The organism is Pseudomonas wenzhouensis, from assembly GCF_021029445.1.
GTDB lineage: Bacteria > Pseudomonadota > Gammaproteobacteria > Pseudomonadales > Pseudomonadaceae > Aquipseudomonas > Aquipseudomonas wenzhouensis.
Genome location: NZ_CP072610.1, coordinates 912,301 through 935,288 on the forward strand (window position 1 = coordinate 912,301; position 22,988 = coordinate 935,288).

The 22,988-nt window shown below is 62.1% G+C and carries 26 protein-coding genes; 15 read left to right on the forward strand and 11 right to left on the reverse strand.

Annotation, left to right across the window (positions count from 1 at the left end; genetic code table 11):
- Positions 1-5: 5 nt before the first annotated feature.
- The 9 genes from rapZ to J7655_RS04130 form a co-directional block, all read right to left on the reverse strand.
- Positions 6-863, reverse strand: a complete 858-nt coding sequence (gene rapZ, locus J7655_RS04090) for an RNase adapter RapZ (protein ID WP_230926688.1) — start codon at positions 861-863, stop codon at positions 6-8.
- 2 nt (positions 864-865) lie between these two features.
- Positions 866-1,330, reverse strand: coding sequence for a PTS IIA-like nitrogen regulatory protein PtsN (gene ptsN / locus J7655_RS04095; RefSeq protein WP_230926689.1), 465 nt, complete (start codon positions 1,328-1,330; stop codon positions 866-868).
- Positions 1,331-1,342: 12 nt separating this feature from the next.
- Positions 1,343-1,651: a ribosome hibernation-promoting factor, HPF/YfiA family gene (gene hpf / locus J7655_RS04100; RefSeq protein ID WP_230926690.1), complete on the reverse strand. Its 309-nt coding sequence runs from the start codon at positions 1,649-1,651 to the stop codon at positions 1,343-1,345.
- A 99-nt stretch (positions 1,652-1,750) separates the two neighbouring features.
- The gene (locus J7655_RS04105; protein ID WP_230926691.1) at positions 1,751-3,244 is read right to left on the reverse strand and encodes an RNA polymerase factor sigma-54; all 1,494 of its coding nucleotides are present in this window, start codon (positions 3,242-3,244) and stop codon (positions 1,751-1,753) included.
- Positions 3,245-3,421: 177 nt separating this feature from the next.
- The gene (lptB, locus tag J7655_RS04110; protein ID WP_230926692.1) at positions 3,422-4,147 is read right to left on the reverse strand and encodes an LPS export ABC transporter ATP-binding protein; all 726 of its coding nucleotides are present in this window, start codon (positions 4,145-4,147) and stop codon (positions 3,422-3,424) included.
- The gene (gene lptA, locus J7655_RS04115) at positions 4,147-4,686 is read right to left on the reverse strand and encodes a lipopolysaccharide transport periplasmic protein LptA (RefSeq protein WP_230926693.1); all 540 of its coding nucleotides are present in this window, start codon (positions 4,684-4,686) and stop codon (positions 4,147-4,149) included. Before lptA ends, lptB begins: the two co-directional genes overlap by 1 nt.
- On the reverse strand, positions 4,673-5,239 hold the full coding sequence (gene lptC, locus J7655_RS04120) for an LPS export ABC transporter periplasmic protein LptC (protein ID WP_230926694.1): 567 nt from the start codon (positions 5,237-5,239) through the stop codon (positions 4,673-4,675). Before lptC ends, lptA begins: the two co-directional genes overlap by 14 nt.
- A gap of 8 nt (positions 5,240-5,247) precedes the next feature.
- Complete coding sequence (locus tag J7655_RS04125; RefSeq protein ID WP_230926695.1) at positions 5,248-5,769, reverse strand: KdsC family phosphatase; 522 nt, start codon at positions 5,767-5,769, stop codon at positions 5,248-5,250.
- Complete coding sequence (locus J7655_RS04130; RefSeq protein WP_230926696.1) at positions 5,769-6,743, reverse strand: KpsF/GutQ family sugar-phosphate isomerase; 975 nt, start codon at positions 6,741-6,743, stop codon at positions 5,769-5,771. Before J7655_RS04130 ends, J7655_RS04125 begins: the two co-directional genes overlap by 1 nt.
- Before the next feature lie 243 nt (positions 6,744-6,986).
- Here J7655_RS04130 and J7655_RS04135 point away from each other — a divergent pair, with 243 nt between their 5' ends.
- The 10 genes from J7655_RS04135 (at position 6,987) to hisC (ending at position 14,976) form a co-directional block, all read left to right on the forward strand.
- The gene (locus J7655_RS04135; protein WP_230926697.1) at positions 6,987-7,796 is read left to right on the forward strand and encodes an ATP-binding cassette domain-containing protein; all 810 of its coding nucleotides are present in this window, start codon (positions 6,987-6,989) and stop codon (positions 7,794-7,796) included.
- Entirely contained in the window at positions 7,796-8,593 is a 798-nt protein-coding gene (gene mlaE / locus J7655_RS04140) for a lipid asymmetry maintenance ABC transporter permease subunit MlaE (protein ID WP_230926698.1), read from the forward strand. The genes J7655_RS04135 and mlaE overlap by 1 nt, the downstream gene beginning before the upstream one ends.
- Positions 8,593-9,063: an outer membrane lipid asymmetry maintenance protein MlaD gene (gene mlaD / locus J7655_RS04145; RefSeq protein WP_013714108.1), complete on the forward strand. Its 471-nt coding sequence runs from the start codon at positions 8,593-8,595 to the stop codon at positions 9,061-9,063. Before mlaE ends, mlaD begins: the two co-directional genes overlap by 1 nt.
- Positions 9,064-9,077: 14 nt before the next feature.
- A complete protein-coding gene (locus J7655_RS04150) occupies positions 9,078-9,710 on the forward strand; it encodes an MlaC/ttg2D family ABC transporter substrate-binding protein (protein WP_230926699.1) in 633 nt (210 codons plus the stop codon).
- Complete coding sequence (locus J7655_RS04155; RefSeq protein WP_230926700.1) at positions 9,707-10,015, forward strand: STAS domain-containing protein; 309 nt, start codon at positions 9,707-9,709, stop codon at positions 10,013-10,015. Before J7655_RS04150 ends, J7655_RS04155 begins: the two co-directional genes overlap by 4 nt.
- Positions 10,016-10,133: 118 nt before the next feature.
- On the forward strand, positions 10,134-10,373 hold the full coding sequence (locus J7655_RS04160) for a BolA family protein (protein WP_220802712.1): 240 nt from the start codon (positions 10,134-10,136) through the stop codon (positions 10,371-10,373).
- A 22-nt stretch (positions 10,374-10,395) separates the two neighbouring features.
- Positions 10,396-11,661: a UDP-N-acetylglucosamine 1-carboxyvinyltransferase gene (gene murA / locus J7655_RS04165; RefSeq protein WP_230926701.1), complete on the forward strand. Its 1,266-nt coding sequence runs from the start codon at positions 10,396-10,398 to the stop codon at positions 11,659-11,661.
- A 63-nt stretch (positions 11,662-11,724) separates the two neighbouring features.
- Positions 11,725-12,360, forward strand: a complete 636-nt coding sequence (hisG, locus tag J7655_RS04170) for an ATP phosphoribosyltransferase (RefSeq protein WP_147810588.1) — start codon at positions 11,725-11,727, stop codon at positions 12,358-12,360.
- 122 nt (positions 12,361-12,482) lie between these two features.
- Positions 12,483-13,790, forward strand: coding sequence for a histidinol dehydrogenase (gene hisD, locus J7655_RS04175; RefSeq protein ID WP_230926702.1), 1,308 nt, complete (start codon positions 12,483-12,485; stop codon positions 13,788-13,790).
- A 127-nt stretch (positions 13,791-13,917) separates the two neighbouring features.
- Complete coding sequence (hisC, locus tag J7655_RS04180) at positions 13,918-14,976, forward strand: histidinol-phosphate transaminase (protein WP_230926703.1); 1,059 nt, start codon at positions 13,918-13,920, stop codon at positions 14,974-14,976.
- Positions 14,977-15,023: 47 nt separating this feature from the next.
- Here hisC and algW read toward each other — a convergent pair whose 3' ends face one another.
- The gene (gene algW / locus J7655_RS04185) at positions 15,024-16,169 is read right to left on the reverse strand and encodes a Do family serine endopeptidase AlgW (protein ID WP_230926704.1); all 1,146 of its coding nucleotides are present in this window, start codon (positions 16,167-16,169) and stop codon (positions 15,024-15,026) included.
- Positions 16,170-16,279: 110 nt separating this feature from the next.
- Between algW and J7655_RS04190 the strand changes: the two genes are divergently transcribed.
- The 3 genes from J7655_RS04190 (at position 16,280) to cysN (ending at position 19,996) form a co-directional block, all read left to right on the forward strand.
- A complete protein-coding gene (locus tag J7655_RS04190) occupies positions 16,280-17,038 on the forward strand; it encodes a Nif3-like dinuclear metal center hexameric protein (RefSeq protein ID WP_230926705.1) in 759 nt (252 codons plus the stop codon).
- Positions 17,039-17,170: 132 nt separating this feature from the next.
- The gene (gene cysD / locus J7655_RS04195) at positions 17,171-18,088 is read left to right on the forward strand and encodes a sulfate adenylyltransferase subunit CysD (RefSeq protein WP_230926706.1); all 918 of its coding nucleotides are present in this window, start codon (positions 17,171-17,173) and stop codon (positions 18,086-18,088) included.
- A 12-nt stretch (positions 18,089-18,100) separates the two neighbouring features.
- Complete coding sequence (gene cysN / locus J7655_RS04200; protein ID WP_230926707.1) at positions 18,101-19,996, forward strand: sulfate adenylyltransferase subunit CysN; 1,896 nt, start codon at positions 18,101-18,103, stop codon at positions 19,994-19,996.
- Positions 19,997-20,238: 242 nt separating this feature from the next.
- On the opposite strand, the gene J7655_RS04205 is transcribed toward cysN, so the two are convergent.
- Positions 20,239-20,670: a Z-ring associated ZapG family protein gene (locus J7655_RS04205; RefSeq protein WP_104728237.1), complete on the reverse strand. Its 432-nt coding sequence runs from the start codon at positions 20,668-20,670 to the stop codon at positions 20,239-20,241.
- A gap of 121 nt (positions 20,671-20,791) precedes the next feature.
- Here J7655_RS04205 and J7655_RS04210 point away from each other — a divergent pair, with 121 nt between their 5' ends.
- Both J7655_RS04210 and J7655_RS04215 read left to right on the forward strand, forming a co-directional pair.
- Positions 20,792-21,421 (forward strand): alpha/beta hydrolase, encoded by a 630-nt coding sequence (locus J7655_RS04210; protein ID WP_230926708.1) that lies wholly within the window; start codon positions 20,792-20,794, stop codon positions 21,419-21,421.
- A 119-nt stretch (positions 21,422-21,540) separates the two neighbouring features.
- Positions 21,541-22,887 carry a tryptophan--tRNA ligase gene (locus tag J7655_RS04215; RefSeq protein WP_230926709.1) on the forward strand — a complete coding sequence of 449 codons (1,347 nt, stop codon included), beginning with the start codon at positions 21,541-21,543 and terminating at the stop codon, positions 22,885-22,887.
- Positions 22,888-22,988 lie beyond the last annotated feature (101 nt).

Below are 22,988 nucleotides of genomic sequence, written 5' to 3' on the forward strand. Positions count from 1 at the left end.
CTTCCTTAGCTGAGATCGCGGTGACGTACCTGGACGCTCTTCAGCGGGGCTTTGAGTGCCTGGCTCAGGCGATTGGCCAGGTACACCGAGCGGTGATGGCCGCCGGTGCAGCCAATGGCAATGGTGACGTAGGCGCGGTTGCTGGCGGCAAAGCGCGGTAGCCATTTTTCCAGATAGGCGAGGATGTCCTGATACATCTCCTCGACCTCCGGCTGTGCGGCCAGGTAGTCGACCACGGGTTGATCCAAGCCGGAATAGTCGCGCAACTCAGGCTTCCAGTACGGGTTGGGCAGGCAGCGTGCATCGAACACCAGGTCGGCGTCGACCGGCATGCCGCGCTTGAAGCCGAAGGACTCGACAAGAAAGGCCGTGCCAGTCTGTTCCTGACCCAGCAGGCGCAGCTTGAGGGTGTCGCGCAGTTGGTAGAGGTTCAGCCGGGTGGTGTCGATCTTCAGGTCGGCACGGTCGGTGATTGGCGCCAACAGCTGGCTTTCATAAGCGATGGCTTCTGCCAGCGAGCGATTGTCGTTGGTCAGCGGATGGCGTCTGCGTGTTTCGGAAAAACGCTTGAGCAGGGTTTCGTCTTCGGCGTCGAGGTAGAGCACATCGCAGCGAATGTTGCGTGTACGCACTTCTTCGAGCAATTCCGGAAAGCGCTTGAGCTGGCTCAGCAGGTTGCGCGCATCGATGGAAACGGCCACCTGCGGCAACAGCATGTCGCTGTGCGGCAGGAAACGCCCGGCCAGATCCGGCAGCAAGCCGGCTGGCAGGTTATCGATGCAGTAGAAACCGTTGTCTTCGAGTACATCGAGGGCGGTGCTCTTGCCCGAGCCGGAGCGGCCGCTGACGATGATCAGGCGCATGTTCAGTGACCGTTCTGAATGTCTACGACGACCTGATAAAGCTCTTCGCCGCTGCTGGCCTGACGTAGACGTTCGCGCACATCTTGGCGATCGAGCATGCTGGCGATCTGCCGCAGCAACTCGAGGTGCGCATCGGTTGCCGCTTCCGGCACCAGCAGGACGAACAGCAGATCCACTGGCGCACCGTCAATGGCATCGAAGTCGACGGCAGCATCCAGATGCAGGACAGCGCTGATGGGTGCACTGCAGCCAGCCAGGCGGCAATGCGGAATGGCGATGCCGTTGCCGAAGCCGGTGGAACCGAGCTTCTCGCGGGCGATGAGGCTTTCGAAGATATCCTGGGTATCCAGGTCGGGCAGGTCGCGGGCAACCAGGTTGGCAATCTGTTCGAGTACGCGTTTCTTGCTGCCACCCGGCACGTTCACCAGGGAACGGCCGGGGGTCAGGATGTTTTCAAGTCGGATCATGGATGGGGAATGTCAGCGGGCCGTGGCGCCTTGCAGGCGTTCGAGCTGCTTTTCCTTGTGCTTGATGAGTTGACGGTCGAGTTTATCGGCCAGCAGGTCGATGGCTGCGTACATGTCCTGATGTTCGGCATTGGCGACGACTTCACCACCGGCAATATGCAGGGTGGCTTCGATCTTCTGCTTGAGTTTTTCGACCTCCATTATCACCTGAACGTTGGTGATCTTGTCGAAGTGGCGTTCCAGTCGGCCGAGTTTCTCGCCGATGTAGTCACGCAGGGCGTCGGTCACATCCAGCTGATGTCCACTGATGTTGACTTGCATACCGCTTTCTCCTTGTTGCCTTGTGTAAGAGATGGGTCTGGGTCAGACCCACCACCGGAACACTGTGGCCTGTTCGCCGGGGCGATCAGTCGATCTTGCTCACATCAGGCGTTTGCGTTCGCTGGAGGGCGCAATACCGAGAGATTCACGGTACTTGGCTACTGTCCGGCGTGCGACCTGGATGCCTTGTGCCTCCAGTAAACCAGCGATCTTGCTGTCACTCAATGGCTTTTTCGCGTTTTCCGCGGCAACCAGTTTTTTGATGATGGCGCGGATCGCGGTAGACGAGCATTCGCCGCCTTCGGAGGTGCTGACGTGGCTGGAGAAGAAATATTTCAGCTCGTAAATACCACGCGGGGTGTGCATGAATTTCTGCGTGGTGACGCGCGAGATGGTCGACTCGTGCATGCCTACCGCTTCGGCGATGTCATGCAGCACCAGCGGCTTCATGGCCTCGTCGCCGTAGTCGAGAAAGCCGCGCTGATGCTCGACGATCTGCGTGGCGACCTTCATCAGGGTTTCGTTGCGGCTTTGCAGGCTCTTGATGAACCAGCGCGCCTCCTGCAGCTGATTACGCATGAAGGTATTGTCGGCGCTGGAGTCGGCACGTTTGACGAACCCTGCGTACTGTGGGTTGACGCGCAGGCGCGGCATGGCTTCCTGGTTCAGTTCCACCAGCCAGCGGTCATTGTGCTTGCGCACGATCACGTCGGGTACCACGTATTCCGGTTCGCTGGATTCGATCTGCGAACCCGGACGCGGGTTCAGGCGCTGGATCAGGTCGATGACCTGACGCAGCTCGTCTTCCTTGAGCTTGCTGCGGCGCATCAGTTGGGCGTAGTCACGGCTGCCGAGCAGCTCCAGGTAATCGCTCACCACGCGCTGGGTTTCGTTGAGCCAGGGGGTGTTGCTGGGCAGTTGGCGCAGTTGCAGCAGCAGGCACTCGCGCAGGTCGCGGGCGCCGATACCGGCAGGTTCGAACTGCTGGATGCGGTGCAGTACCACTTCCACTTCGTCCAGTTCGACATCCAGCTCCGGGTCGAAGGACTCGGTCACTTCCTCGAGGGTTTCCTCAAGGTAGCCGTCATTGTTGATGCAGTCGATCAGGGTAGCGGCAATCAGCCGATCCTTGTCCGACATGGGGGCCAGGTTCAGTTGCCAGAGCAGGTGACTGTGCAGGCTTTCGCCACTTGAGGTGCGGGTGGTGAAGTCCCACTCGTCATCGTCGCTGCTGGGCAGGCTGCTGGCGCTGGTCTGGTAGATGTCTTCCCAGGCGGTATCGACCGGCAGCTCGTTGGGGATGCGTTCACCCCATTCGCCTTCTTCCAGGTTATCCACCGTCGGGGCGGTTTCCTGGTAGCTCTCTTCCTTGCTCGGAGCTGGGGTGGCGCTTTCGGCGCCATCAGCCATGGGGTCACTGTTGTCGAAGTCGTCGCCATCTTCCTGGCGCTCGAGCATGGGATTGGATTCCAGTGCCTCCTGGATTTCCTGTTGCAGGTCCAGGGTCGACAATTGGAGGAGGCGGATAGCCTGTTGCAGCTGCGGGGTCATCGTCAGCTGCTGGCCCATCTTGAGGACTAGCGATGGTTTCATTGCAGACCTTAATTTACTGGCGAGTTACGCCTTCCACATCAGGGCGCCGAAGCGCCGCCAGGAAGCAAATTATATGCCTGAACTTCTCGTTCTTGCCTAGGGGTTGCAATATTTCTGTAGCGAAACAACGGCGACTTGCAGGCTGTTTCAAACATCAGCAGCGCGCGCTGTTATCCGCTACAGGCGGAACTCGTGACCCAGATACACCTCTTTGACCGTCTGGTTGGCGAGGATGGCCTCGGCGTCACCTTCGGCGATCAGCTGTCCGTCGTTGACGATGTAGGCGGTTTCGCAGATGTCCAGGGTTTCGCGCACGTTGTGATCGGTGATCAGGATGCCAATGCCCTTGGTCTTGAGGTGATGGATGATCTGCTTGATATCGCCTACCGAAATCGGGTCGACACCGGCAAAGGGTTCGTCGAGCAGGATGAACTTGGGGTTGGTCGCCAGCGCGCGGGCGATTTCCACGCGGCGCCGTTCACCACCGGACAGGCTCATGCCCAGATTGCCAGCGATATGGTGGATGTGAAATTCCTGCAGCAGGTTTTCCAGCTCCGCCTGGCGCCCAGCACGATCCAGATCCTTGCGCGTTTCGAGGATGGCCATGATGTTGTCGGCCACTGACAGCTTGCGGAAGATCGAAGCCTCCTGCGGCAGGTAGCCGATACCTGCGCGCGCCCGCCCATGCATGGGCTGGTGGCTGACATCCAGGTCGTCGATCAGCACGCGCCCCTGATCGGCGCGTACCAGGCCGACGATCATGTAGAAGCAGGTGGTCTTGCCGGCGCCATTGGGGCCGAGCAGGCCGACGATCTGGCCGCTTTCGATGCTCAGGCTGACATCACGCACGACCTGGCGGCTTTTGTAGCTTTTCGCCAGGTGTTGGGCTTTGAGAATGGCCATTACTGCTGTTGATCCGCAGGTTTGTTCTTCGGTTGGATAACCATGTCGATGCGTGGGCGCGGCATGCTGACATTGCCACCCGTGGCACGGCCGGCATTGACGATCTGGCGGCGGGTGTCGTAGACGATCTTCTCGCCTTCAAAGGTATTGCCTTCCTGAATCACCTTGGCCTGGTCGATCAGTACGATGCGCTCGTTGCTGGCAAAATACTGGATCGTCTTGCCGTAAGCCTTGACGATGTCCTTGTCCACGGCTGGTTTCTGCTCGTAATAAGCCAGATTGCCCACCGCAGTGAATACGTCGATATCGCCACTGGCGGTCTGCGTGATGGTCACGGTGTCACCCGTGATCTTCAGCGTGCCCTGGGTGATGATCACGTCGCCACGGTAAACCGCGACACCTTGACGGTCATCCAGTTCGGCGCTGTCGGCCTGGATGCGAATCGGCTGATCGCGATCCGATGGCAGTGCCCAGGCCGCCGCGCTTCCCAATGCGGCACCGAGGGCGAGAATAAGGGGGAGGGTATTAACGAACCTCATGCTGGCCTCTTACGTTGGACGGCAGGATCATCCGGCCGTCATTCAAGTACGCTTTCATTCCTTGTGCCGTGGTCACCCCGTTGGCCGCGACGATTCTAACGGCTTGCTCGGTCTGCGCATATTCCTTGTCAGGAATTACGGTCATGCGGTTGCTGGTGATGATGGTCGGGCGGTTCTTGGCATCGGTACGGGCGATGCGCACATCATCGATCAGTTCTACCTCGACGCCGCCAGGCGAGACTTCGGCACGCTGGCTGGTGACATTCCAGGGCAGTTCGCTGCCGCGATAGAGATCCAGCTTGGGCTTTTCGACCAGCGTGATGTCGGTGCTCTTGACGTGTTCGAGCTTGTCCGCCGTCATGCGGTAATGCAGGGCGCCGTCATCCTGAAACTGCACGGTGCGTGCGCCCACGACGTAAAAGTCGACGACGTTGTCATTGGCGTTCTGGCGCGCCTGGCGGTCGGTATCCGGGGCCAGATTCCAGTAACCGAGAGCGGCCACCACGACGGCAATCAGAGCAAGGATCAGGGTGTTGGTGATTTTACGCGGCATGCTGTTCTCTACAGGTAGGCGGCTTGGGCCGCATCCAGTGTGCCCTGGGCGCGCATGATCAGTTCGCAGAACTCCCGTGCCGCGCCGTCGCCGCCGCGAGCCTGGGTGACGCCATGGGCGTGCTGACGCACGAAGCTGTCGGCGCTGGCCACGGCCATGCCCAATCCGACCCGGCGAATCACCGGAAGATCCGGCAGATCATCGCCAAGGTAGGCAACCTCTGTATAGCTTAGGCCGAGTTCGGCGAGCAGGCCGTCGAGAACCACGAGTTTGTCCTCGCGGCCCTGAAACAGATGCTGGATGCCCAGGTTGTTGGCGCGACGCTCCACCACCGGGGTCTTGCGCCCGCTGATGATGGCGGTGCGCACGCCCGAGGCGATCAACATCTTGATGCCGTGGCCATCGAGGGTGTTGAAGGTTTTGAATTCGCTGCCGTCTTCGAGAAAGTACAGGCGACCATCGGTAAGTACGCCATCGATGTCGAAAATCGCCAGTTTCACGGCGCGGGCACGTTGCAGCAGGTCGTTCATCACATTACTCCGGCGCGCAGCAGGTCATGCATATTGAGGGCGCCGACCGGGTTGTCCAGGTCGTCGACCACCACCAGTGCGTTGATCTTGTTGTCTTCCATGATTTTCAGGGCTTCGGCGGCGAGCATTTCCGCGCGGGCGGTCTTGCCATGAGGGGTCATGACTTCATCGATCAGGGCCTGGCGTGCGTCGATGCCCCTGTCCAGGGTGCGACGCAGATCGCCGTCAGTGAAGATACCGGCCAGGCGGCCATCCGTCTCCAGTACCACGGTCATGCCCAGGCCTTTCTGGGTCATTTCCAGCAGGGCGTCGCGCAGGCTGGTACCACGATGTACGCGTGGCAGGGCGTCGCCGGCATGCATCACGTTCTCCACCTTGAGCAGCAGGCGTCGGCCAAGGGCGCCGCCCGGGTGAGAGAAAGCAAAGTCTTCGGCAGTGAAACCGCGCGCTTCGAGCAGGGCAATGGCCAGGGCGTCGCCAAGTACCAGGCTGGCCGTGGTCGAGGAGGTCGGTGCCAGGTTGAGCGGGCAGGCTTCCTGCGGGACGCGAGCATCGAGATTGACCTCGGCGGCCTTGGCCAGCGGTGAATCCGGATTACCGGTCATGCTGATCAGGCGGATACCGAGGCGTTTGATCAGCGGCAGCAGGGTGATGATCTCGGCGGTGCTGCCGGAGTTGGACAGGGCCAGGACGATGTCGTCCTTGGTGATCATGCCCATGTCGCCATGGCTGGCTTCGGCCGGATGAACGAAGAACGAGGTGGTGCCGGTGCTGGCCAGGGTCGCGGCGATCTTGTTGCCGATATGCCCGGACTTGCCCATGCCGACCACGACGACGCGGCCCTTGCAGTTCAAAATCAGCTCGCAGGCTTTGACGAAGTCGGCGTCGATGCGTGGCAGCAGCTCCTGCACGGCTTCGATTTCGAGGCGAATGGTGCGTTGTGCAGAGTCGATCAGGTCGCGGGTCTGGTTCATGCTGGGTCAGTCTGGAGGGCGAAAAAGGCGACGATTATAACGGGAAATGCTTGCAGTGCTCACCTTTGACTCGTCCGGGTACTGTCGAAACTGTCGCAAGTCTGAACGTTGCGCCCTGGCGCTATTGGGTGGCGTGTCCGGCCAGTGCTATAGTTCGCGGCCATTTTGGCCCCTCTGGCTGGCGCGTGTCCTTGCTTCTGGAGGCAGCGTCTGCAAGGAAGGCCTGATTTTCAAGGAGTTCAGATGAGCGCCGAGCACGAGTACGCGATCGAGTTGCAGGGCGTGAGCTTTCAGCGTGGCGCGCGGTCGATTTTCGACAAGGTCGACATCCGCATCCCGCGCGGCAAGGTCACCGGCATCATGGGGCCGTCCGGCTGCGGCAAGACCACCTTGTTGCGCCTGATCGCTGCCGAGTTGCGGCCCTCTGCTGGCGATGTTCGCGTCGGCGGTGTCAGCCTGCCTAAGCTATCGCGTGATGAGCTGTTCGACATGCGCAAGCAGATGGGCGTGCTGTTTCAGAGCGGTGCGCTGTTCACCGACCTCGACGTGTTCGAGAACGTGGCGTTCCCGCTGCGTGTGCACACCAAACTCCCCGAAGAAATGATTCGCGACATCGTCCTGATGAAATTGCAGGCCGTTGGTCTGCGTGGGGCGCTGGAACTGATGCCGGACGAGCTTTCCGGGGGTATGAAGCGTCGTGTCGCGTTGGCCCGCGCCATCGCGATGGATCCGCAGATCCTGCTGTATGACGAGCCGTTCGTAGGGCAGGATCCCATCGCTATGGGCGTTCTGGTGCGCCTGATCCGTCTGCTCAACGATGCGTTGGGGATCACCAGTGTGGTGGTCTCTCATGACCTGGCTGAAACCGCCAGCATCGCTGACTACATTTACGTGGTCGGTGATGCGCAGGTACTGGGGCATGGCACGCCGGCCGAGCTGATGGAGTCGGATAATCCGCGTATCCGTCAGTTCATGAAGGGTACGCCGGATGGTCCGGTGCCCTTTCATTTTCCAGCGCCGGACTACCGCGAAGATCTGTTGGGGAGAGGGTGATGCGCAGAATTTCACCGCTCGAACGGCTGCGGCTGTTCGGTCGTGCGGGTATCGATGTGGTCGCGACGCTGGGGCGTTCGGTACTGTTCCTGGGCGGAGCGCTGCTCGGTCGCAGTCGTGCCGGCAAGCCTTTGCAACTGCTGATCAAGCAGCTGTTCGCGGTTGGCGTGATGTCGCTGGCGATCATCGTCGTTTCCGGCATCTTCATCGGCATGGTGCTGGCCCTGCAGGGCTACAACATTCTGGTCAGCTACGGTTCCGAGCAGGCGGTCGGGCAGATGGTCGCGCTGACGCTCTTGCGTGAGCTTGGGCCGGTGGTGACCGCGCTGCTGTTCGCCGGCCGCGCCGGCTCGGCGCTGACGGCCGAGATCGGCAACATGAAGTCCACCGAGCAGCTCTCCAGCCTGGAGATGATTGGCGTCGACCCGCTCAAATACATTGTCGCGCCGCGGCTGTGGGCGGGCTTCATCTCCATGCCGCTGCTATCGATGATCTTTTGTGTGGTCGGCATCTGGGGGGCGGCCATGGTCGCCGTGGACTGGCTGGGGGTCTATGAGGGCTCGTTCTGGGCCAACATGCAGAACAGTGTTTCCTTCTATGACGATGTGCTCAATGGCCTGATCAAGAGCGTCGTCTTCGCCTTCGTAGTGACCTGGATCGCCGTGTTCCAGGGCTACGACTGCGAACCCACTTCCGAGGGCATCAGCCGCGCGACCACGCGCACCGTGGTGTACGCCTCGTTGGCCGTGCTGGGCCTGGATTTCATTCTGACCGCTTTGATGTTTGGAGACTTCTGATGCAAAACCGCACGCTGGAGATTGGTGTCGGCCTGTTCCTCATGGCCGGTGTGCTGGCCCTGCTGCTGCTGGCCCTGCGCGTCAGTGGCCTGAGCGTCGGCAGTGCTGGCGATACCTACAAGGTCTACGCCTATTTCGACAACATCGCCGGGTTGACCGTGCGCGCCAAGGTGACCATGGCCGGCGTAAGCATCGGCAAGGTCACGGCGATCGATCTGGATCGTGACAGTTACATGGGGCGGGTGACCCTGGAGCTCGATGGCAACGTCAATAACCTGCCTGAGGATTCCACTGCGTCGATCCTGACCGCAGGCTTGCTCGGCGAGAAATACATCGGCATCAGCGTGGGTGGTGACGAGGAGGTGCTCAAGGATGGCAGCACCATCCACGACACGCAGTCCTCGCTGGTGCTGGAAGACCTGATTGGCAAATTCCTGCTCAATTCGGTCAATAAAGATGAAGCCAATTGATGAGGGCTCCTGGCATGTTCAAGACCGTGCGTAATTCCCTGCTGGCGTTGCTGGCCACTCTACCGCTGCTGGCTGTTGCGGCGCCGAGCGCCCACGATGTGGTGCAGCAGACCACCGATACCCTGTTGGCTGACCTCAGGGCCAACAAGGAGCAGTACCGCAACAACCCCAATGCCTTTTATGACTCGCTCAACGAGATTCTCGGCCCTGTGGTCGATGTCGACGGTATTTCCCGGGGTGTGATGACCGTGCGCTATTCGCGTCAGGCTTCGCCCGAGCAGATGACCCGCTTCCAGGAGAATTTCAAGCGCAGCCTGATGCAGTTCTATGGCAATGCTCTGCTCGAGTACAACAACCAGGACATTCGCGTGCTGCCAGCCAGCGGTCGTGCCGAGGGTGAGCGTACTTCGGTCGGCATGGAAATTCGTGACGGCAAGGGCGTGGTCTATCCGCTGTCCTACACCATGGTGTCGATCGATGGCGGCTGGAAGCTGCGCAATGTGGTGATCAACGGCATCAATGTCGGCAAGCTGTTCCGTGATCAGTTCGCCCAGTCGATGCAGGCCAATCGCAATGACCTGGACAAGGTCATCGACACCTGGGCCGATACCGTGGCTCGTGCCCGTCAGGCTCGGGGCGAGTCGTGAGTCAGGCGAGCATCAGCGAGCGCGCTTCCGGGCAATTGCAGCTCAGCGGCGTGCTGGATTACAGCACCGGCCCGCAACTGCGTGAGCAGGGTGCGCGCCTGATTGCAGGCAGTAGCACGGCACACCTGGTGCTCGATTGCACTGCGGTAGAGAAATCCAGCAGTGTCGGTCTGGCGCTGCTGCTGGCGTTCATGCGCGATGCGCGCAAGGCCGGGCGCGAGCTGAGCATCAGTGGCTTGCCCGACGACATGCGCGAGATTGCCCAGTTCAGCGGTCTGCTGGAATTGTTGCCGCTGCAAGCGTGAAGTGCCTTCCGTCGTTGCGTCACTGCCGCTGCTGGCGGGGTTCGCAGGCGGGAGGCTTTTTTGTATGATGGCCGACCCGCGGGCGCTGGTAGCCCGAATGCGTCAGTCGAGGTCGAGCATGCAGGCTGCAGAAGTAAAAAGCCTCCTAGAGGAAAAACTCCCGAACACCCAGGTGGAAGTCGAAGGCGAAGGCTGCAACTTTCAGCTCAACCTGATCAGCGACGAGCTGGCCGCCCTCAGCCCGGTCAAGCGTCAGCAGCAGATCTACGCCCACCTCAATGCCTGGATCGCCGATGGCAGCATCCATGCGGTAACCATGAAATTCTTCAGCCGGGCCGACTGGGCCGCGCGTTCCTGAGCCTGCGGGCGACGAGATTCCTATGGATAAACTGATCATTACCGGCGGCGTTCGCCTCGATGGCGAAATCCGCATTTCCGGTGCGAAGAACTCTGCGCTGCCGATTCTTGCGGCCACCTTGCTGGGCGACGAGCCCGTGACCATCTGCAACCTGCCGCACCTGCACGACATCACCACCATGATCGAGCTGTTCGGGCGCATGGGCATCGAGCCGGTGATCGACGAGAAGCTGGCGGTGGAAGTCGATGCGCGTGCGATCAAGACCCTGGTCGCGCCGTATGAGCTGGTCAAGACCATGCGCGCCTCGATCCTGGTGCTCGGCCCGATGGTCGCGCGCTTCGGTGAAGCCGAAGTGGCGCTGCCGGGCGGCTGCGCCATCGGTTCACGTCCGGTCGACCTGCACATCCGTGGCCTCGAGGCCATGGGCGCGATCATCGATGTTGAAGGTGGCTACATCAAGGCCAAGGCGCCCGAAGGTGGTCTGCGCGGTGCGCACTTCTTCTTCGACGTGGTCAGCGTGACCGGCACCGAGAACATCATGATGGCCGCAACCCTGGCCAAGGGCCGCAGCGTGCTGGAAAACGCCGCGCGCGAGCCTGAGGTGGTCGACCTGGCCAACTGCCTGATCGCCATGGGTGCGAAGATCCAAGGCGCGGGTACCGATACCATCATCATCGACGGCGTCGAACGCCTGCATGGCGCGCGCTTCAACGTCATGCCCGACCGTATCGAGACCGGCACCTACCTGGTGGCCGCTGCCGTTACCGGTGGTCGGGTCAAGGTCAAGGACGCTGATCCGTCGACCCTGGAGGCCGTGCTGGCCAAGCTGCAGGAGGCAGGCGCCGAAATCACCACCGGGCCGGACTGGATCGAGCTGGACATGAAGGGCAAGCGCCCGAAGGCCGTCAATCTGCGCACCGCTCCCTATCCGGCGTTCCCCACCGACATGCAGGCGCAGTTCATCGCCCTGAACGCGGTGGCCGAAGGCACCGGCACCATCATCGAAACCGTGTTCGAGAACCGCTTCATGCACGTCTACGAGATGCTGCGCATGGGCGCCAATATTCTGGTCGAAGGCAACACGGCTGTGGTGACCGGCGTCGAGAAGCTCAAGGGCGCGCCGGTGATGGCGACTGACCTGCGCGCCTCGGCGAGCCTGGTGCTGGCTGCGCTGGTGGCCGAAGGCGATACGCTGATCGACCGCATCTACCACATCGACCGTGGTTACGAGTGCATCGAGGAAAAACTGCAGCTGTTGGGCGCCAAGATCCGCCGCGTTCCGGGTTAAGTCTCCACAGCCTTATGGCCGTCTCTCTCGGGGGCGGCCGCTTCCGTTCAAGGAAACCGTTTCATGCTGACCATTGCCCTGTCCAAAGGCCGTATTCTCGATGACACCCTGCCGTTGCTGGCCGCAGCGGGTATCGAGCCGACCGAGAACCCGGACAAGAGCCGCAAGCTGATCATCCCGACCACTCAGGATGATGTGCGCCTGCTGATCGTGCGCGCCACCGACGTGCCCACTTACGTCGAGCATGGCGCGGCCGACCTCGGCGTGGCGGGCAAGGACGTGCTGATGGAGTACGGTGGCCAGGGTATCTACGAGCCGCTGGATCTGCAGATCGCCAAGTGCAAGCTGATGACGGCTGGCAAGGTCGGTGCACCGGAGCCGAAAGGGCGCCTGCGCGTGGCCACCAAGTTCGTCAACGTCGCCAAGCGCTACTACGCCGAGCAGGGTCGTCAGGTCGATATCATCAAGCTCTACGGCTCGATGGAGCTGGCGCCGCTGGTGGGCCTGGCCGACAAGATCATCGACGTGGTCGACACGGGCAACACCCTGCGCGCCAACGGTCTGGAGCCGCAGGAACTGATTGCCACCATCAGCTCGCGGCTGATCGTCAACAAGGCGTCGATGAAGATGCAGCATGCGCGCATCCAGTCCCTGATCGACACCCTGCGTAGCGCCATCGAGGCGCGACACCAGGGCTGACTCCTTACCGCGACTTTGGGTCGCGGCAGCCTATCCGTGTCATAGCCAAATTCTCAGGTGCCCGCACGGTGGGCTTGCTACTCTAGCGGCGCCTGAAATTTACCCTTACACGAGGCTTTGCCATGACCGCTCCCATTGCTATTCGCCGACTCAACGCCGCTGAACAGGACTTCGCCCGACACCTGGATCATCTGCTGAGCTGGGAGAGTGTGTCTGACGATGGCGTCAACCAGCGTGTGCTGGAAATCATCCAGGCTGTGCGCGAGCGCGGCGACGCTGCTCTGGTCGAATACACCCAGCGTTTCGATGGTCTAGAGGTCGCTTCCATGGCCGACCTGATCCTGCCACGCGAGCGTCTGGAACTGGCCCTGACCCGCATCAGCGCCGAGCAGCGCCAGGCGCTGGAAGTCGCCGCCGAGCGCGTGCGCAGCTACCACGAGCAGCAGAAGCAGGATTCCTGGCGCTACAGCGAGGCCGACGGTACCGTGCTGGGGCAGAAGGTCACCCCGCTGGATCGCGCCGGCCTCTACGTGCCGGGCGGCAAGGCGTCCTACCCGTCCTCGGTGCTGATGAACGCCATTCCGGCCAAGGTCGCCGGCGTACCCGAGGTGGTGATGGTGGTGCCGACGCCGCGTGGCGAGATCAACGAGATCGTCCTCGCTGCCGCCGCCATCGCCGGTGTCGACCGTGTGTTCACCATCGGTGGCGCCCAGGCGGTTGCCGCCCTGGCCTATGGCACCGAGAGCGTGCCGCCGGTGGACAAGATCGTCGGCCCCGGCAACATCTATGTGGCTACCGCCAAGCGCCATGTGTTCGGCAAGGTGGGTATCGACATGATCGCCGGGCCGTCGGAAATTCTGGTGGTCTGTGACGGCCAGACCGATCCGGACTGGATCGCCATGGATCTGTTCTCCCAAGCCGAGCACGACGAAGACGCCCAGTCGATCCTGGTCAGCCCGGATGCCGCCTTCCTCGACCGCGTCGCCGAAAGCATCGCCAAGCTGCTGCCGACCATGGAGCGTGCCGAGATCATCCGTACCTCGCTGGAAGGTCGTGGCGCACTGATTCAGGTGGCCGACATGGCGCAGGCCATCGAGGTATCCAACCGCATCGCCCCCGAGCATCTGGAGCTGTCGGTGGCTGACCCGGAAGCCTGGCTGCCGCAGATTCGCCACGCCGGTGCGATCTTCATGGGCCGCTACACCGCAGAAGCCTTGGGCGACTACGTGGCCGGCCCGAACCACGTGCTGCCGACGTCGGGCACTGCGCGGTTCTCCTCGCCGCTGGGGGTGTACGACTTCCAGAAGCGTTCGTCGATCATCTTCTGTTCGCCGGAGGGCGCGTCGGAGCTTGGCAAGAGCGCCTCGGTACTGGCTCGTGGCGAGTCGCTGACCGCGCATGCGCGCAGCGCTGAGTACCGGATCAAGTAAGGCCGGGGGCGTTGCGCACCCTTTGAATGTTTTGGTGCGCACGGCGCACCCTACGGGATCGCGTCTCGCTGATTGAGCGAAGCGATATCCATCGCCCATGTCACGCATTTCGAGGAGAGAAGGGCAGATGAGCAAATTCTGGAGCCCCTTCGTCAAGGACCTGGTGCCCTATGTGCCGGGTGAGCAACCCAAACTGAGCAAGCTGGTCAAGCTCAATACCAATGAGAACCCCTACGGCCCGTCGCCCAAGGCCATCGCCGCGATGCAGGCGGAGGTGAATGACAACCTGCGCCTGTACCCGGATCCCAATGGCGACCGACTCAAGCAGGCTGTCGCCGATTACTATGGTGTGAGCACTGCCCAGGTATTCGTCGGCAACGGTTCCGACGAGGTGCTGGCGCATGCTTTCTACGGCTTGTTTCAGCATGACGCGCCGCTGTTGTTCCCGGATATCAGCTACAGCTTCTATCCGGTTTACTGCGGCCTCTATGGCATCGAGTACCAGCAGGTGGCGCTGGACGAGCAGTTCCAGATTCGTGTCGAGGACTATGCCCGGCCCAATGGCGGCATCATCTTCCCCAACCCCAATGCGCCGACCGGCTGCCTGCTGCCGCTCGACGCCATCGAGCGTCTGTTGCAGAACAGCCCGGATTCCGTGGTGCTGGTGGACGAGGCTTATGTCGACTTCGGCGGTCAGACGGCAATCGCCCTGGTCGACAAATACCCCAACCTGCTGGTCACCCAGACCTTGTCCAAGTCGCGTTCGCTGGCCGGGTTGCGTGTCGGTATCGCGGTCGGCCACCCGGAGCTGATCGAGGCGCTGGAGCGGATCAAGAACAGCTTCAACTCCTACCCGCTCGATCGCATCGCCATTGCCGGTGCGGCGGCGGCGTTCGAGGATCGCGCTTATTTCGAGAAAACCTGCCAGCAGGTGATCGACAGCCGTGAGGCGGTGGTCGCCGGTCTGCAGGGGCTGGGCTTCGAGGTGCTGCCTTCGGCGGCGAACTTCGTCTTCGCCCGTCATCCGGGCAAGGATGCGGCCACTCTGGCGGCAGGCCTGCGCGAGCAGGGGGTGATCGTGCGTCACTTCAAGCAGCAGCGTATCGCGCAGTTCCTGCGCATCACCATCGGCACGCCGGAGCAAAACCAGGCGCTGTTGGATACGCTGAAGGCTCTTGGCGTGTGAACATGCAAAGCCGGCCCGATCAGGCCGGCTTTTTCATGCCTGGCGTTTCAGTTGTTGCTGTTGGCAGGCGGGCGGATGCCGATCTCGGCGGTCAGGCTCAGTGTCTTGCCGTTGCGTAGCACCTCGATGCGAATCTTGTCGCCGGGCTTGGTGCGTGCTACCTGATTCATCGAGCGTCGGCCGTCGCTGGCCGCTTCACCATCTATGCTGAGGATCAGATCGCCCGGCTGCAGGCCGGCTTTCTGCGCCGGACCATCGCGATAGACCCCCGCCACGACGATGCCGGGGCGTCCATCGAGACCGAAGGATTCGGCCAGCTCCGGCGTCAGCGGTTGCACTTCGACACCGAGGTAGCCGCGAATTACCTGGCCGTGCTCGATGATCGCGCGCATCACCTCCAGCGCCAGTTTTACCGGGATGGCGAAGCCGATGCCCTGTGAGCCGCCGGACTTGGAGAAGATCGCGGTATTGATGCCCACCAGATTGCCATGCGCATCGACCAACGCGCCGCCGGAGTTGCCGGGGTTGATCGCGGCATCGGTCTGGATGAAGTCTTCGTAGGTGTTGAGGCCCAGCTGGTTGCGCCCGGTGGCGCTGATGATGCCCATGGTCACGGTCTGGCCGACGCCGAAGGGGTTGCCGATGGCCAGGCTGACGTCGCCGATGCGGATGCTGTCTGAGCGCCCGAGGGTAATCGCCGGCAGGTTGGGCAGGTCGATCTTCAAGACGGCCAGGTCGGTTTCCGGGTCGCTGCCAATCACCCGTGCCAGGGTTTCACGGCCGTCCTTGAGGGCTACGACGATCTGGTCGGCACCACTGACCACGTGGTTGTTGGTCAGCAGGTAGCCTTCCTTGCTCATCAGTACCGCCGAGCCGAGGCTGGACTCCATGCGCTGTTGACGCGGCAGGTTGTCACCGAAGAAACGGCGGAAGGCGGGGTCTTCGAACAGCGGATGGGCGGGCTTGCTCACCAGTTTGGTGGTGTACAGGTTGGCCACGGCGGGGGAGGCGGTATCGACAGCCTCGGCATAGGATACCGGGCCTTCCTGCAGGCGACTGTAGATCGGCGCCTGCACCAACTGCACGTCCTGGCTGGGCAGGCCGACCCATTGCGGGTAGCGCTGGATCAGCAGCAGGGCGATGAGTACACCGACCAGCAGCGGCCAACCGAGAAAACGCAGTGCCTGGGGCATCGGGACAATCCTGAGGGTTGCGGGGGCCAATTCCGGCCCTTAAGGTGGCGCATTATAGTGAGGTGCTCGCCAATTAGGCAGCGGCCCGCAAAAGCTTGTGAGGAATCTTCATGGCCATTGCCCTGCCCACCCTAGTGGAAGAAGCTGACGCCTTTCTTAATGCGTCGCGTATCAGTGACTACTGCCCCAATGGCCTGCAGGTCGAGGGGCGCCCGCAGGTCAGCCGTATCGTCAGCGGCGTTACCGCGAGCCAGGCATTGATCGAGGCCGCCATCGACGCCAAGGCCGATGTGCTGCTGGTGCATCACGGCTACTTCTGGAATGGCGAAAACCCCTGCGTCACCGGCATGAAGCAGCGTCGCCTGAAAGCGCTGCTGGCGCATGACATCAGCCTGCTGGCCTATCACCTGCCGCTGGATGTGCACCCCGAGGTGGGCAACAACGTGCAGCTTGCACGTCAACTCGGCATCGTCGTCGAAGGCCCGCTGGAGCCGGAAAACCCGCGTACCGTTGGCCTTGTCGGCTCACTGGCCGAGCCGGTGAGCGCCGCCGATTTTGCCCGGCACATCCAGCAGGTGCTCGGGCGCGAGCCGCTGCTGGTTGCGGGAGACGGGCTGATCCGCCGCGTTGGCTGGTGCACGGGCGGCGGCCAGGGCTATATCGACCAGGCGATTGCCGCCGGGGTCGACCTGTACCTGACCGGTGAAGCCTCCGAGCAGACCTTCCACAGCGCGCGTGAGAATGGCTTGAGCTTCATCGCTGCCGGTCATCACGCCACCGAGCGCTACGGCGTGCAGGCGCTGGGTGATTATCTGGCACGGCGTTTCGCCCTCGAACACCTGTTCATCGACTGCCCGAATCCGATCTGAATCGCCCGAACGGGCAGGTATAATGCTAGATCGTTTCGGTCTAACCGGCGCCCTGAGTATAAGCAGACGCTGTGATAGAGTGCGCGCTCGTCCACGGCCCGCCGGCCCCATAACAGCAAACCGTGAGTAGCCATGCTCGACAAATTGACCCATCTGAAGCAGCTGGAGGCGGAAAGCATCCACATCATTCGTGAAGTGGCCGCCGAATTCGACAACCCGGTGATGCTCTATTCCATCGGCAAGGACTCCGCCGTGATGCTGCATCTGGCCCGTAAGGCGTTCTTCCCTGGCAAGCTGCCGTTCCCGGTGCTGCACGTCGATACCCGCTGGAAGTTCCAGGAGATGTACCGCTTCCGCGAGAAGATGGTCAGTGAATATGGCCTGGAGTTGCTGACCCACATCAACCCCGATGGTGTGGCGCAGGGCATGAACCCCTTCACCTACGGCAGTGCCAAGCACACCGACGTGATGAAGACCGAAGGTCTCAAGCAGGCGCTGGACAAGTACGGCTTCGATGCCGCTTTCGGCGGTGCGCGTCGTGATGAAGAAAAATCCCGTGCCAAGGAACGCGTGTATTCCTTCCGTGACAGCAAGCACCGCTGGGATCCGAAGAACCAGCGCCCCGAGCTGTGGAGCGTGTACAACGGCAAGGTCAAGAAGGGCGAGTCGATCCGCGTCTTCCCGCTGTCCAACTGGACCGAGCTGGACATCTGGCAATACATCTACTTGGAACAGATCCCGATCGTGCCGCTGTACTTCGCTGCCGAGCGCGAAGTGATCGAGAAGAACGGCACGCTGATCATGATCGACGACGAGCGCATCCTCGAGCACCTGTCGGACGAAGAGAAAGCCCGGATCACCAAGAAGATGGTGCGCTTCCGTACCCTCGGCTGCTACCCGCTGACCGGTGCGGTGGAATCCACCGCCACCACGCTGCCGGAAATCATCCAGGAGATGCTCCTGACCAAGACCAGCGAACGCCAGGGCCGGGTCATCGACCACGACCAGGCGGGTTCGATGGAAGAGAAGAAACGTCAGGGCTATTTCTGAGGATCGCGCACCATGAGTCACCAATCCGATTTGATCAGCCAGGACATTCTCGCTTACCTGGCCCAGCACGAGCGCAAGGAACTGCTGCGCTTTCTCACCTGCGGCAACGTCGATGACGGCAAGAGCACGCTGATCGGCCGCCTGCTGCATGATTCCAAGATGATCTATGAGGATCATCTTGAGGCCATCACCAAGGACTCGAAGAAGGTCGGCACCACCGGCGATGACATCGACCTGGCACTGCTGGTCGACGGCCTGCAGGCCGAGCGCGAGCAGGGCATCACCATCGATGTGGCCTACCGTTACTTCAGCACCGCCAAGCGCAAGTTCATCATCGCTGACACCCCCGGCCATGAGCAGTACACGCGCAACATGGCCACCGGCGCTTCGACCTGCGACCTGGCCATCATCCTGATCGACGCTCGTTACGGCGTGCAGACCCAGACCCGCCGGCACAGCTTTATCGCCTCGCTGCTGGGCATCAAGCACATCGTCGTCGCCGTCAACAAGATGGACCTGAAGGACTTCGATCAGGGCGTGTTCGAGCAGATCAAGGCCGACTACCTGGCCTTCGCCGAGAAGATCGGCCTGCGCCCGACCACCCTCGAGTTCGTGCCGATGTCGGCGCTCAAGGGCGACAACGTGGTCAACAAGTCCGAGCGCTCGCCCTGGTACACCGGGCAGTCGCTGATGGAAATTCTCGAGAGCGTCGAAGTGGCGGGCGACCGCAATTTCGACGACCTGCGCTTCCCGGTGCAGTACGTCAACCGTCCGAACCTGAACTTCCGCGGTTTCGCCGGCACTCTGGCCAGTGGCATCGTGCGCAAGGGCGATGAAGTGCTGGCTTTGCCGTCGGGCAAGAGCAGCCGGGTCAAATCCATCGTCACCTTCGAGGGCGAGCTGGGGCACGCCGGCCCGGGCCAGGCCATTACCCTGACCCTGGAAGACGAGATCGACGTGTCCCGTGGCGACATGCTGGTGCACGCCGACAACCGTCCGCAGGTCAGCGACAGCTTCGAGGCCATGCTGGTGTGGATGGGCGAAGATCCGATGCTGCCGGGCAAGAAATACGACATCAAACGCGCCACCAGCTACGTGCCGGGCTCGATCCCGAGCATCGTCCATCGCGTCGACGTGAACACCCTGGAGCAGGGCGCTGCCAGCGAGCTGAAACTCAACGAGATTGGCCGGGTCAAGGTCGCCCTGGATGCGCCGATTGCTCTGGATGGCTACGAGTACAACCGCACCACTGGCGCCTTTATCGTCATTGACCGCCTGACCAATGGCACCGTCGGCGCTGGCATGATCATCGCCGATCCGGTTAGCCATGGCGGCGGTCAGCATGGCCGTCTGGCGCACGTATCGACCGAGGAGCGTGCCTCGCGCTTTGGCCAGCAGCCGGCCACCGTGCTGTTCAGCGGCCTGTCCGGCGCTGGCAAGAGCACCCTGGCCTATGCGGTCGAGCGCAAGCTGTTTGACATGGGCCGTGCGGTGTACGTGCTCGATGGCCAGAACCTGCGCCACGACCTGAACAAGGGCCTGCCGCAGGATCGCGCCGGACGCGCCGAGAACTGGCGTCGTGCCGCGCACGTCGCGCGTCAGTTCAACGAGGCCGGGCTGATCGCCCTGGCCGCCTTCGTCGCTCCGGATGCCGAAGGTCGCGAGCAGGCCAGAGCGCTGATCGGCAGCGAGCGTCTGGTCACCGTCTACGTCCAGGCTTCGCCGCAGATCTGCGCCGAGCGCGACCCGCAGGGGCTGTATGCCGCAGGGGGTGACAATATCCCGGGCGAAAGCTTCCCCTACGACGTGCCGCTGGATGCCGATCTGGTGATCGATACCCAGACGCAGTCGGTCGAAGAGGGTGTCAAGGCGGTGCTGGATCTGCTGCGTAGTCGCGGCGCTATCTGACGTTCTTGCGCTGAACGAGAAGCCCTGCAGTGATGCGGGGCTTTTCGTTTGTGAGGTGGCTCTGGCTTCGCAAGGCGCCGGCGGCTCCTGCAATTGCTACCCAATAAAAGGGTCGTAGGATGGGTAGAGCATCGCGAAACCCATCAGCCGACCCCCGGGTTTCGCTGTGCTCAACCCAGGCTACGATTGTTGCCCAATAAAAAGCCCCGCAATCGCGGGGCTCGGTATTTCTGGCTGGCGGATTACTTCTTCAACCCGTAGCTCTCGTCCAGCATGCCCGGGCCATCGCTTTTCGGCGCGTAGTCCTTGGGCATTTCGTAGTTCTTCGGCGGGGTCAGGCGCTCACGCTTTTCGCCGGCTTCGGTACTGTTCAGGGTGGCCAGCAGGCGTTGACGGGTCAGTTCGTCCAGGGCCAGGCGGTTGGCGCCGTCGGACAGGTGCTCCTGCACGTCCTGGTAGCTCTGGGTGAGTTTCTTCACCAGGCTGGCGGTGGTGTTGAAGTGGGTCACCACTTCGTTCTGGTAGGCCTCGAAGCGTGCCTGCATTTCATCCATCTGCCGCTGCGTCCGGCTGGGCGCGGCATTGGGAGCCAGGCGGGCGAGCACAAAGCCCACGGCGATGCCGACCACCAGGGTCAGGGCGGGTATCAACCAGGCTGTTACGGTCTGTTCCACGAGTCCTTCCTCTCAAAACGGCTTTGCTTTACGTTAGCGGCTCGAACCTGTGCTGTATACGTTTACCGCACAGGCAGTTTGCTAGACGAGTCGACCCGTTGCGGGGTCACGGAGTTCAGTGTTGCTCAGTCGCGAAACCCCTCTTTTCATTCAAGGCCCGTTGGGTCAACTCGAAGCCCTGCTGCTGGAAGTGCCTGATGCACGTGGTGTGGCGTTGCTCTGCCATCCCAATCCGGTACAGGGTGGCACCATGCTCAACAAGGTGGTGAGCACCCTGCAGCGCACAGCGCGCGATTGTGGCTATCACACATTGCGTTTCAATTATCGCGGTGTGGGCGCCAGTGCCGGCAGCCACGATATGGGCATCGGCGAAGTGGACGACGCCGAAGCCGTCGCCGCCTGGCTCAAGGAGGAATACCCGAACCTGCCCGTCACGTTGTTGGGCTTTTCCTTCGGCGGTTTCGTTGCCGCTGCGCTGGGGGCGCGCCTGGAAGCCTTGGGTCAGGTGCCGAGCAAGCTGTTCATGGTGGCACCTGCGGTGCATCGTCTAACGGCCGATGTGCCGCCGGCCAGCCAGTGCCCGCTGGTGGTGATCCAGCCCGATGCGGACGAGGTGATCGAGGCGCAGGCCGTGTACGGCTGGTCGGCCAATCTCGGGCGTGCCCATGAGCTGCTGAAAGTGGCAGAATGCGGTCACTTTTTTCACGGCAAGCTGACGGATCTGAAGGAACTTCTTCTGCCGCGTCTATAAAACCGTCATTCCCGCGCAGGCGGGAATCCAGAGGGCCGCAGCACCTAGGCTCCCGCCTTCGCGGGAGTGACGGCAAATGAAGGCCTGCCACGTCATTGCAGCAAGACAAGCGAATTACTATGACCACCCGTATTCTTACTGGTATCACCACCACCGGCACGCCGCACCTGGGCAACTACGCCGGCGCCATCCGTCCGGCCATCGCGGCTAGTCGCGATCCGCAGATGGACTCGTTCTACTTCCTTGCCGACTACCATGCGCTGATCAAGTGCGATGACCCGGCGCGTATTCAGCGCTCACGTCTGGAGATCGCCGCCACCTGGCTGGCGCTGGGCCTGGACACCGACAAGGCGACCTTCTACCGCCAGTCCGATATTCCCGAGATTCCCGAGCTGTGCTGGCTGCTGACCTGCGTCGCCGGCAAGGGCCTGCTCAACCGCGCCCACGCCTACAAGGCCTCGGTGGACAAGAACGTCGAAGCCGGTGAAGACCCGGACGCCGGCGTGACCATGGGCCTGTTCAGCTACCCGGTGCTGATGGCGGCGGACATCCTCATGTTCAACGCGCAGAAGGTGCCGGTCGGCCGTGACCAGATCCAGCACGTGGAGATGGCGCGCGACATCGGCCAGCGCTTCAACCACCTGTTCGGCAAGGGCAAGGACCTGTTCGTCCTGCCCGAGGTGGTGATCGAGGAGGAAGTGGCCACGCTGCCCGGCCTCGACGGGCGCAAGATGAGCAAGAGCTACGACAACACCATCCCGCTGTTCGGCACTGCCAAGCAGCTCAAGGACGCCGTGGCGCGCATCGTCACCGACTCCAAACTGCCGGGTGAGCCCAAGGATGCCGAAGGCTCGCACCTGTTTACCCTGTACCAGGCCTTCGCCAGCCAGTCGCAGCAGGCCGAGTTCCGCGCCGAGCTGGAAGGCGGCCTGGCCTGGGGCGAGGCGAAGAATCGCCTGTACCAACTGCTCGAAGACACCCTGGGCGAGGCGCGCGAGCGCTACAACACGCTGATCGCTCGGCCGGCCGATCTGGAGGACATTCTCCTTGCGGGCGCGGTAAAGGCACGCAAGATCGCTACGCCGTTCCTCGGTGAGCTGCGTGAGGCGGTGGGCCTGCGCTCGTTCCGCGAGCAGGTGCAGGTCGCTACCAGCGAGAAGAAGAAAGCCGCCAAGAGCGCACGCTTTGTCAGCTTCCGTGACGACGACGGCAGCTTCCGCTTCCGCCTGCTCGACGCCGATGGCGAGCAATTGCTGCTGTCGAAATCCTTCGCCGATGGCAAGTCGGCCGGCATGGCCAACAAGCGTCTGCAATCTGGCGAGCCGCTGGATGTGCGCGCCGAAGGTCTGAGTTTCTCGGTCTGGGTCGACGGTGAAAGCGTTGCGAGCAGTCCCGAGTTCACTGATGGCCAGGCGCTGGAAGATGCCATCGCCCGCCTGCGTGAGGCGCTGGCGCCGCAGGAGTGAAGTAGCCCGGATTGCATCCGGGCTACAGGCAGATTGCCAAGCAGCGGGGGCGTCGCTAAAGTGACGCCCCCGTTTTTACTTGCCGGCCGAGAGCCTTTTGA

Bases quoted from the DNA above. Each gene is read 5' to 3' on its own strand.
- rapZ (WP_230926688.1), bottom strand. From the start codon at position 863: ATGCGCCTGATCATCGTCAGCGGCCGCTCCGGCTCGGGCAAGAGCACC.
- ptsN (WP_230926689.1), bottom strand. From the start codon at position 1,330: ATGATCCGACTTGAAAACATCCTGACCCCCGGCCGTTCCCTGGTGAAC.
- hpf (WP_230926690.1), bottom strand. From the start codon at position 1,651: ATGCAAGTCAACATCAGTGGACATCAGCTGGATGTGACCGACGCCCTG.
- J7655_RS04105 (WP_230926691.1), bottom strand. From the start codon at position 3,244: ATGAAACCATCGCTAGTCCTCAAGATGGGCCAGCAGCTGACGATGACC.
- lptB (WP_230926692.1), bottom strand. From the start codon at position 4,147: ATGGCCATTCTCAAAGCCCAACACCTGGCGAAAAGCTACAAAAGCCGC.
- lptA (WP_230926693.1), bottom strand. From the start codon at position 4,686: ATGAGGTTCGTTAATACCCTCCCCCTTATTCTCGCCCTCGGTGCCGCA.
- lptC (WP_230926694.1), bottom strand. From the start codon at position 5,239: ATGCCGCGTAAAATCACCAACACCCTGATCCTTGCTCTGATTGCCGTC.
- J7655_RS04125 (WP_230926695.1), bottom strand. From the start codon at position 5,769: ATGAACGACCTGCTGCAACGTGCCCGCGCCGTGAAACTGGCGATTTTC.
- J7655_RS04130 (WP_230926696.1), bottom strand. From the start codon at position 6,743: ATGAACCAGACCCGCGACCTGATCGACTCTGCACAACGCACCATTCGC.
- J7655_RS04135 (WP_230926697.1), top strand. From the start codon at position 6,987: ATGAGCGCCGAGCACGAGTACGCGATCGAGTTGCAGGGCGTGAGCTTT.
- mlaE (WP_230926698.1), top strand. From the start codon at position 7,796: ATGCGCAGAATTTCACCGCTCGAACGGCTGCGGCTGTTCGGTCGTGCG.
- mlaD (WP_013714108.1), top strand. From the start codon at position 8,593: ATGCAAAACCGCACGCTGGAGATTGGTGTCGGCCTGTTCCTCATGGCC.
- J7655_RS04150 (WP_230926699.1), top strand. From the start codon at position 9,078: ATGTTCAAGACCGTGCGTAATTCCCTGCTGGCGTTGCTGGCCACTCTA.
- J7655_RS04160 (WP_220802712.1), top strand. From the start codon at position 10,134: ATGCAGGCTGCAGAAGTAAAAAGCCTCCTAGAGGAAAAACTCCCGAAC.
- murA (WP_230926701.1), top strand. From the start codon at position 10,396: ATGGATAAACTGATCATTACCGGCGGCGTTCGCCTCGATGGCGAAATC.
- hisG (WP_147810588.1), top strand. From the start codon at position 11,725: ATGCTGACCATTGCCCTGTCCAAAGGCCGTATTCTCGATGACACCCTG.
- hisD (WP_230926702.1), top strand. From the start codon at position 12,483: ATGACCGCTCCCATTGCTATTCGCCGACTCAACGCCGCTGAACAGGAC.
- hisC (WP_230926703.1), top strand. From the start codon at position 13,918: ATGAGCAAATTCTGGAGCCCCTTCGTCAAGGACCTGGTGCCCTATGTG.
- algW (WP_230926704.1), bottom strand. From the start codon at position 16,169: ATGCCCCAGGCACTGCGTTTTCTCGGTTGGCCGCTGCTGGTCGGTGTA.
- J7655_RS04190 (WP_230926705.1), top strand. From the start codon at position 16,280: ATGGCCATTGCCCTGCCCACCCTAGTGGAAGAAGCTGACGCCTTTCTT.
- cysD (WP_230926706.1), top strand. From the start codon at position 17,171: ATGCTCGACAAATTGACCCATCTGAAGCAGCTGGAGGCGGAAAGCATC.
- cysN (WP_230926707.1), top strand. From the start codon at position 18,101: ATGAGTCACCAATCCGATTTGATCAGCCAGGACATTCTCGCTTACCTG.
- J7655_RS04215 (WP_230926709.1), top strand. From the start codon at position 21,541: ATGACCACCCGTATTCTTACTGGTATCACCACCACCGGCACGCCGCAC.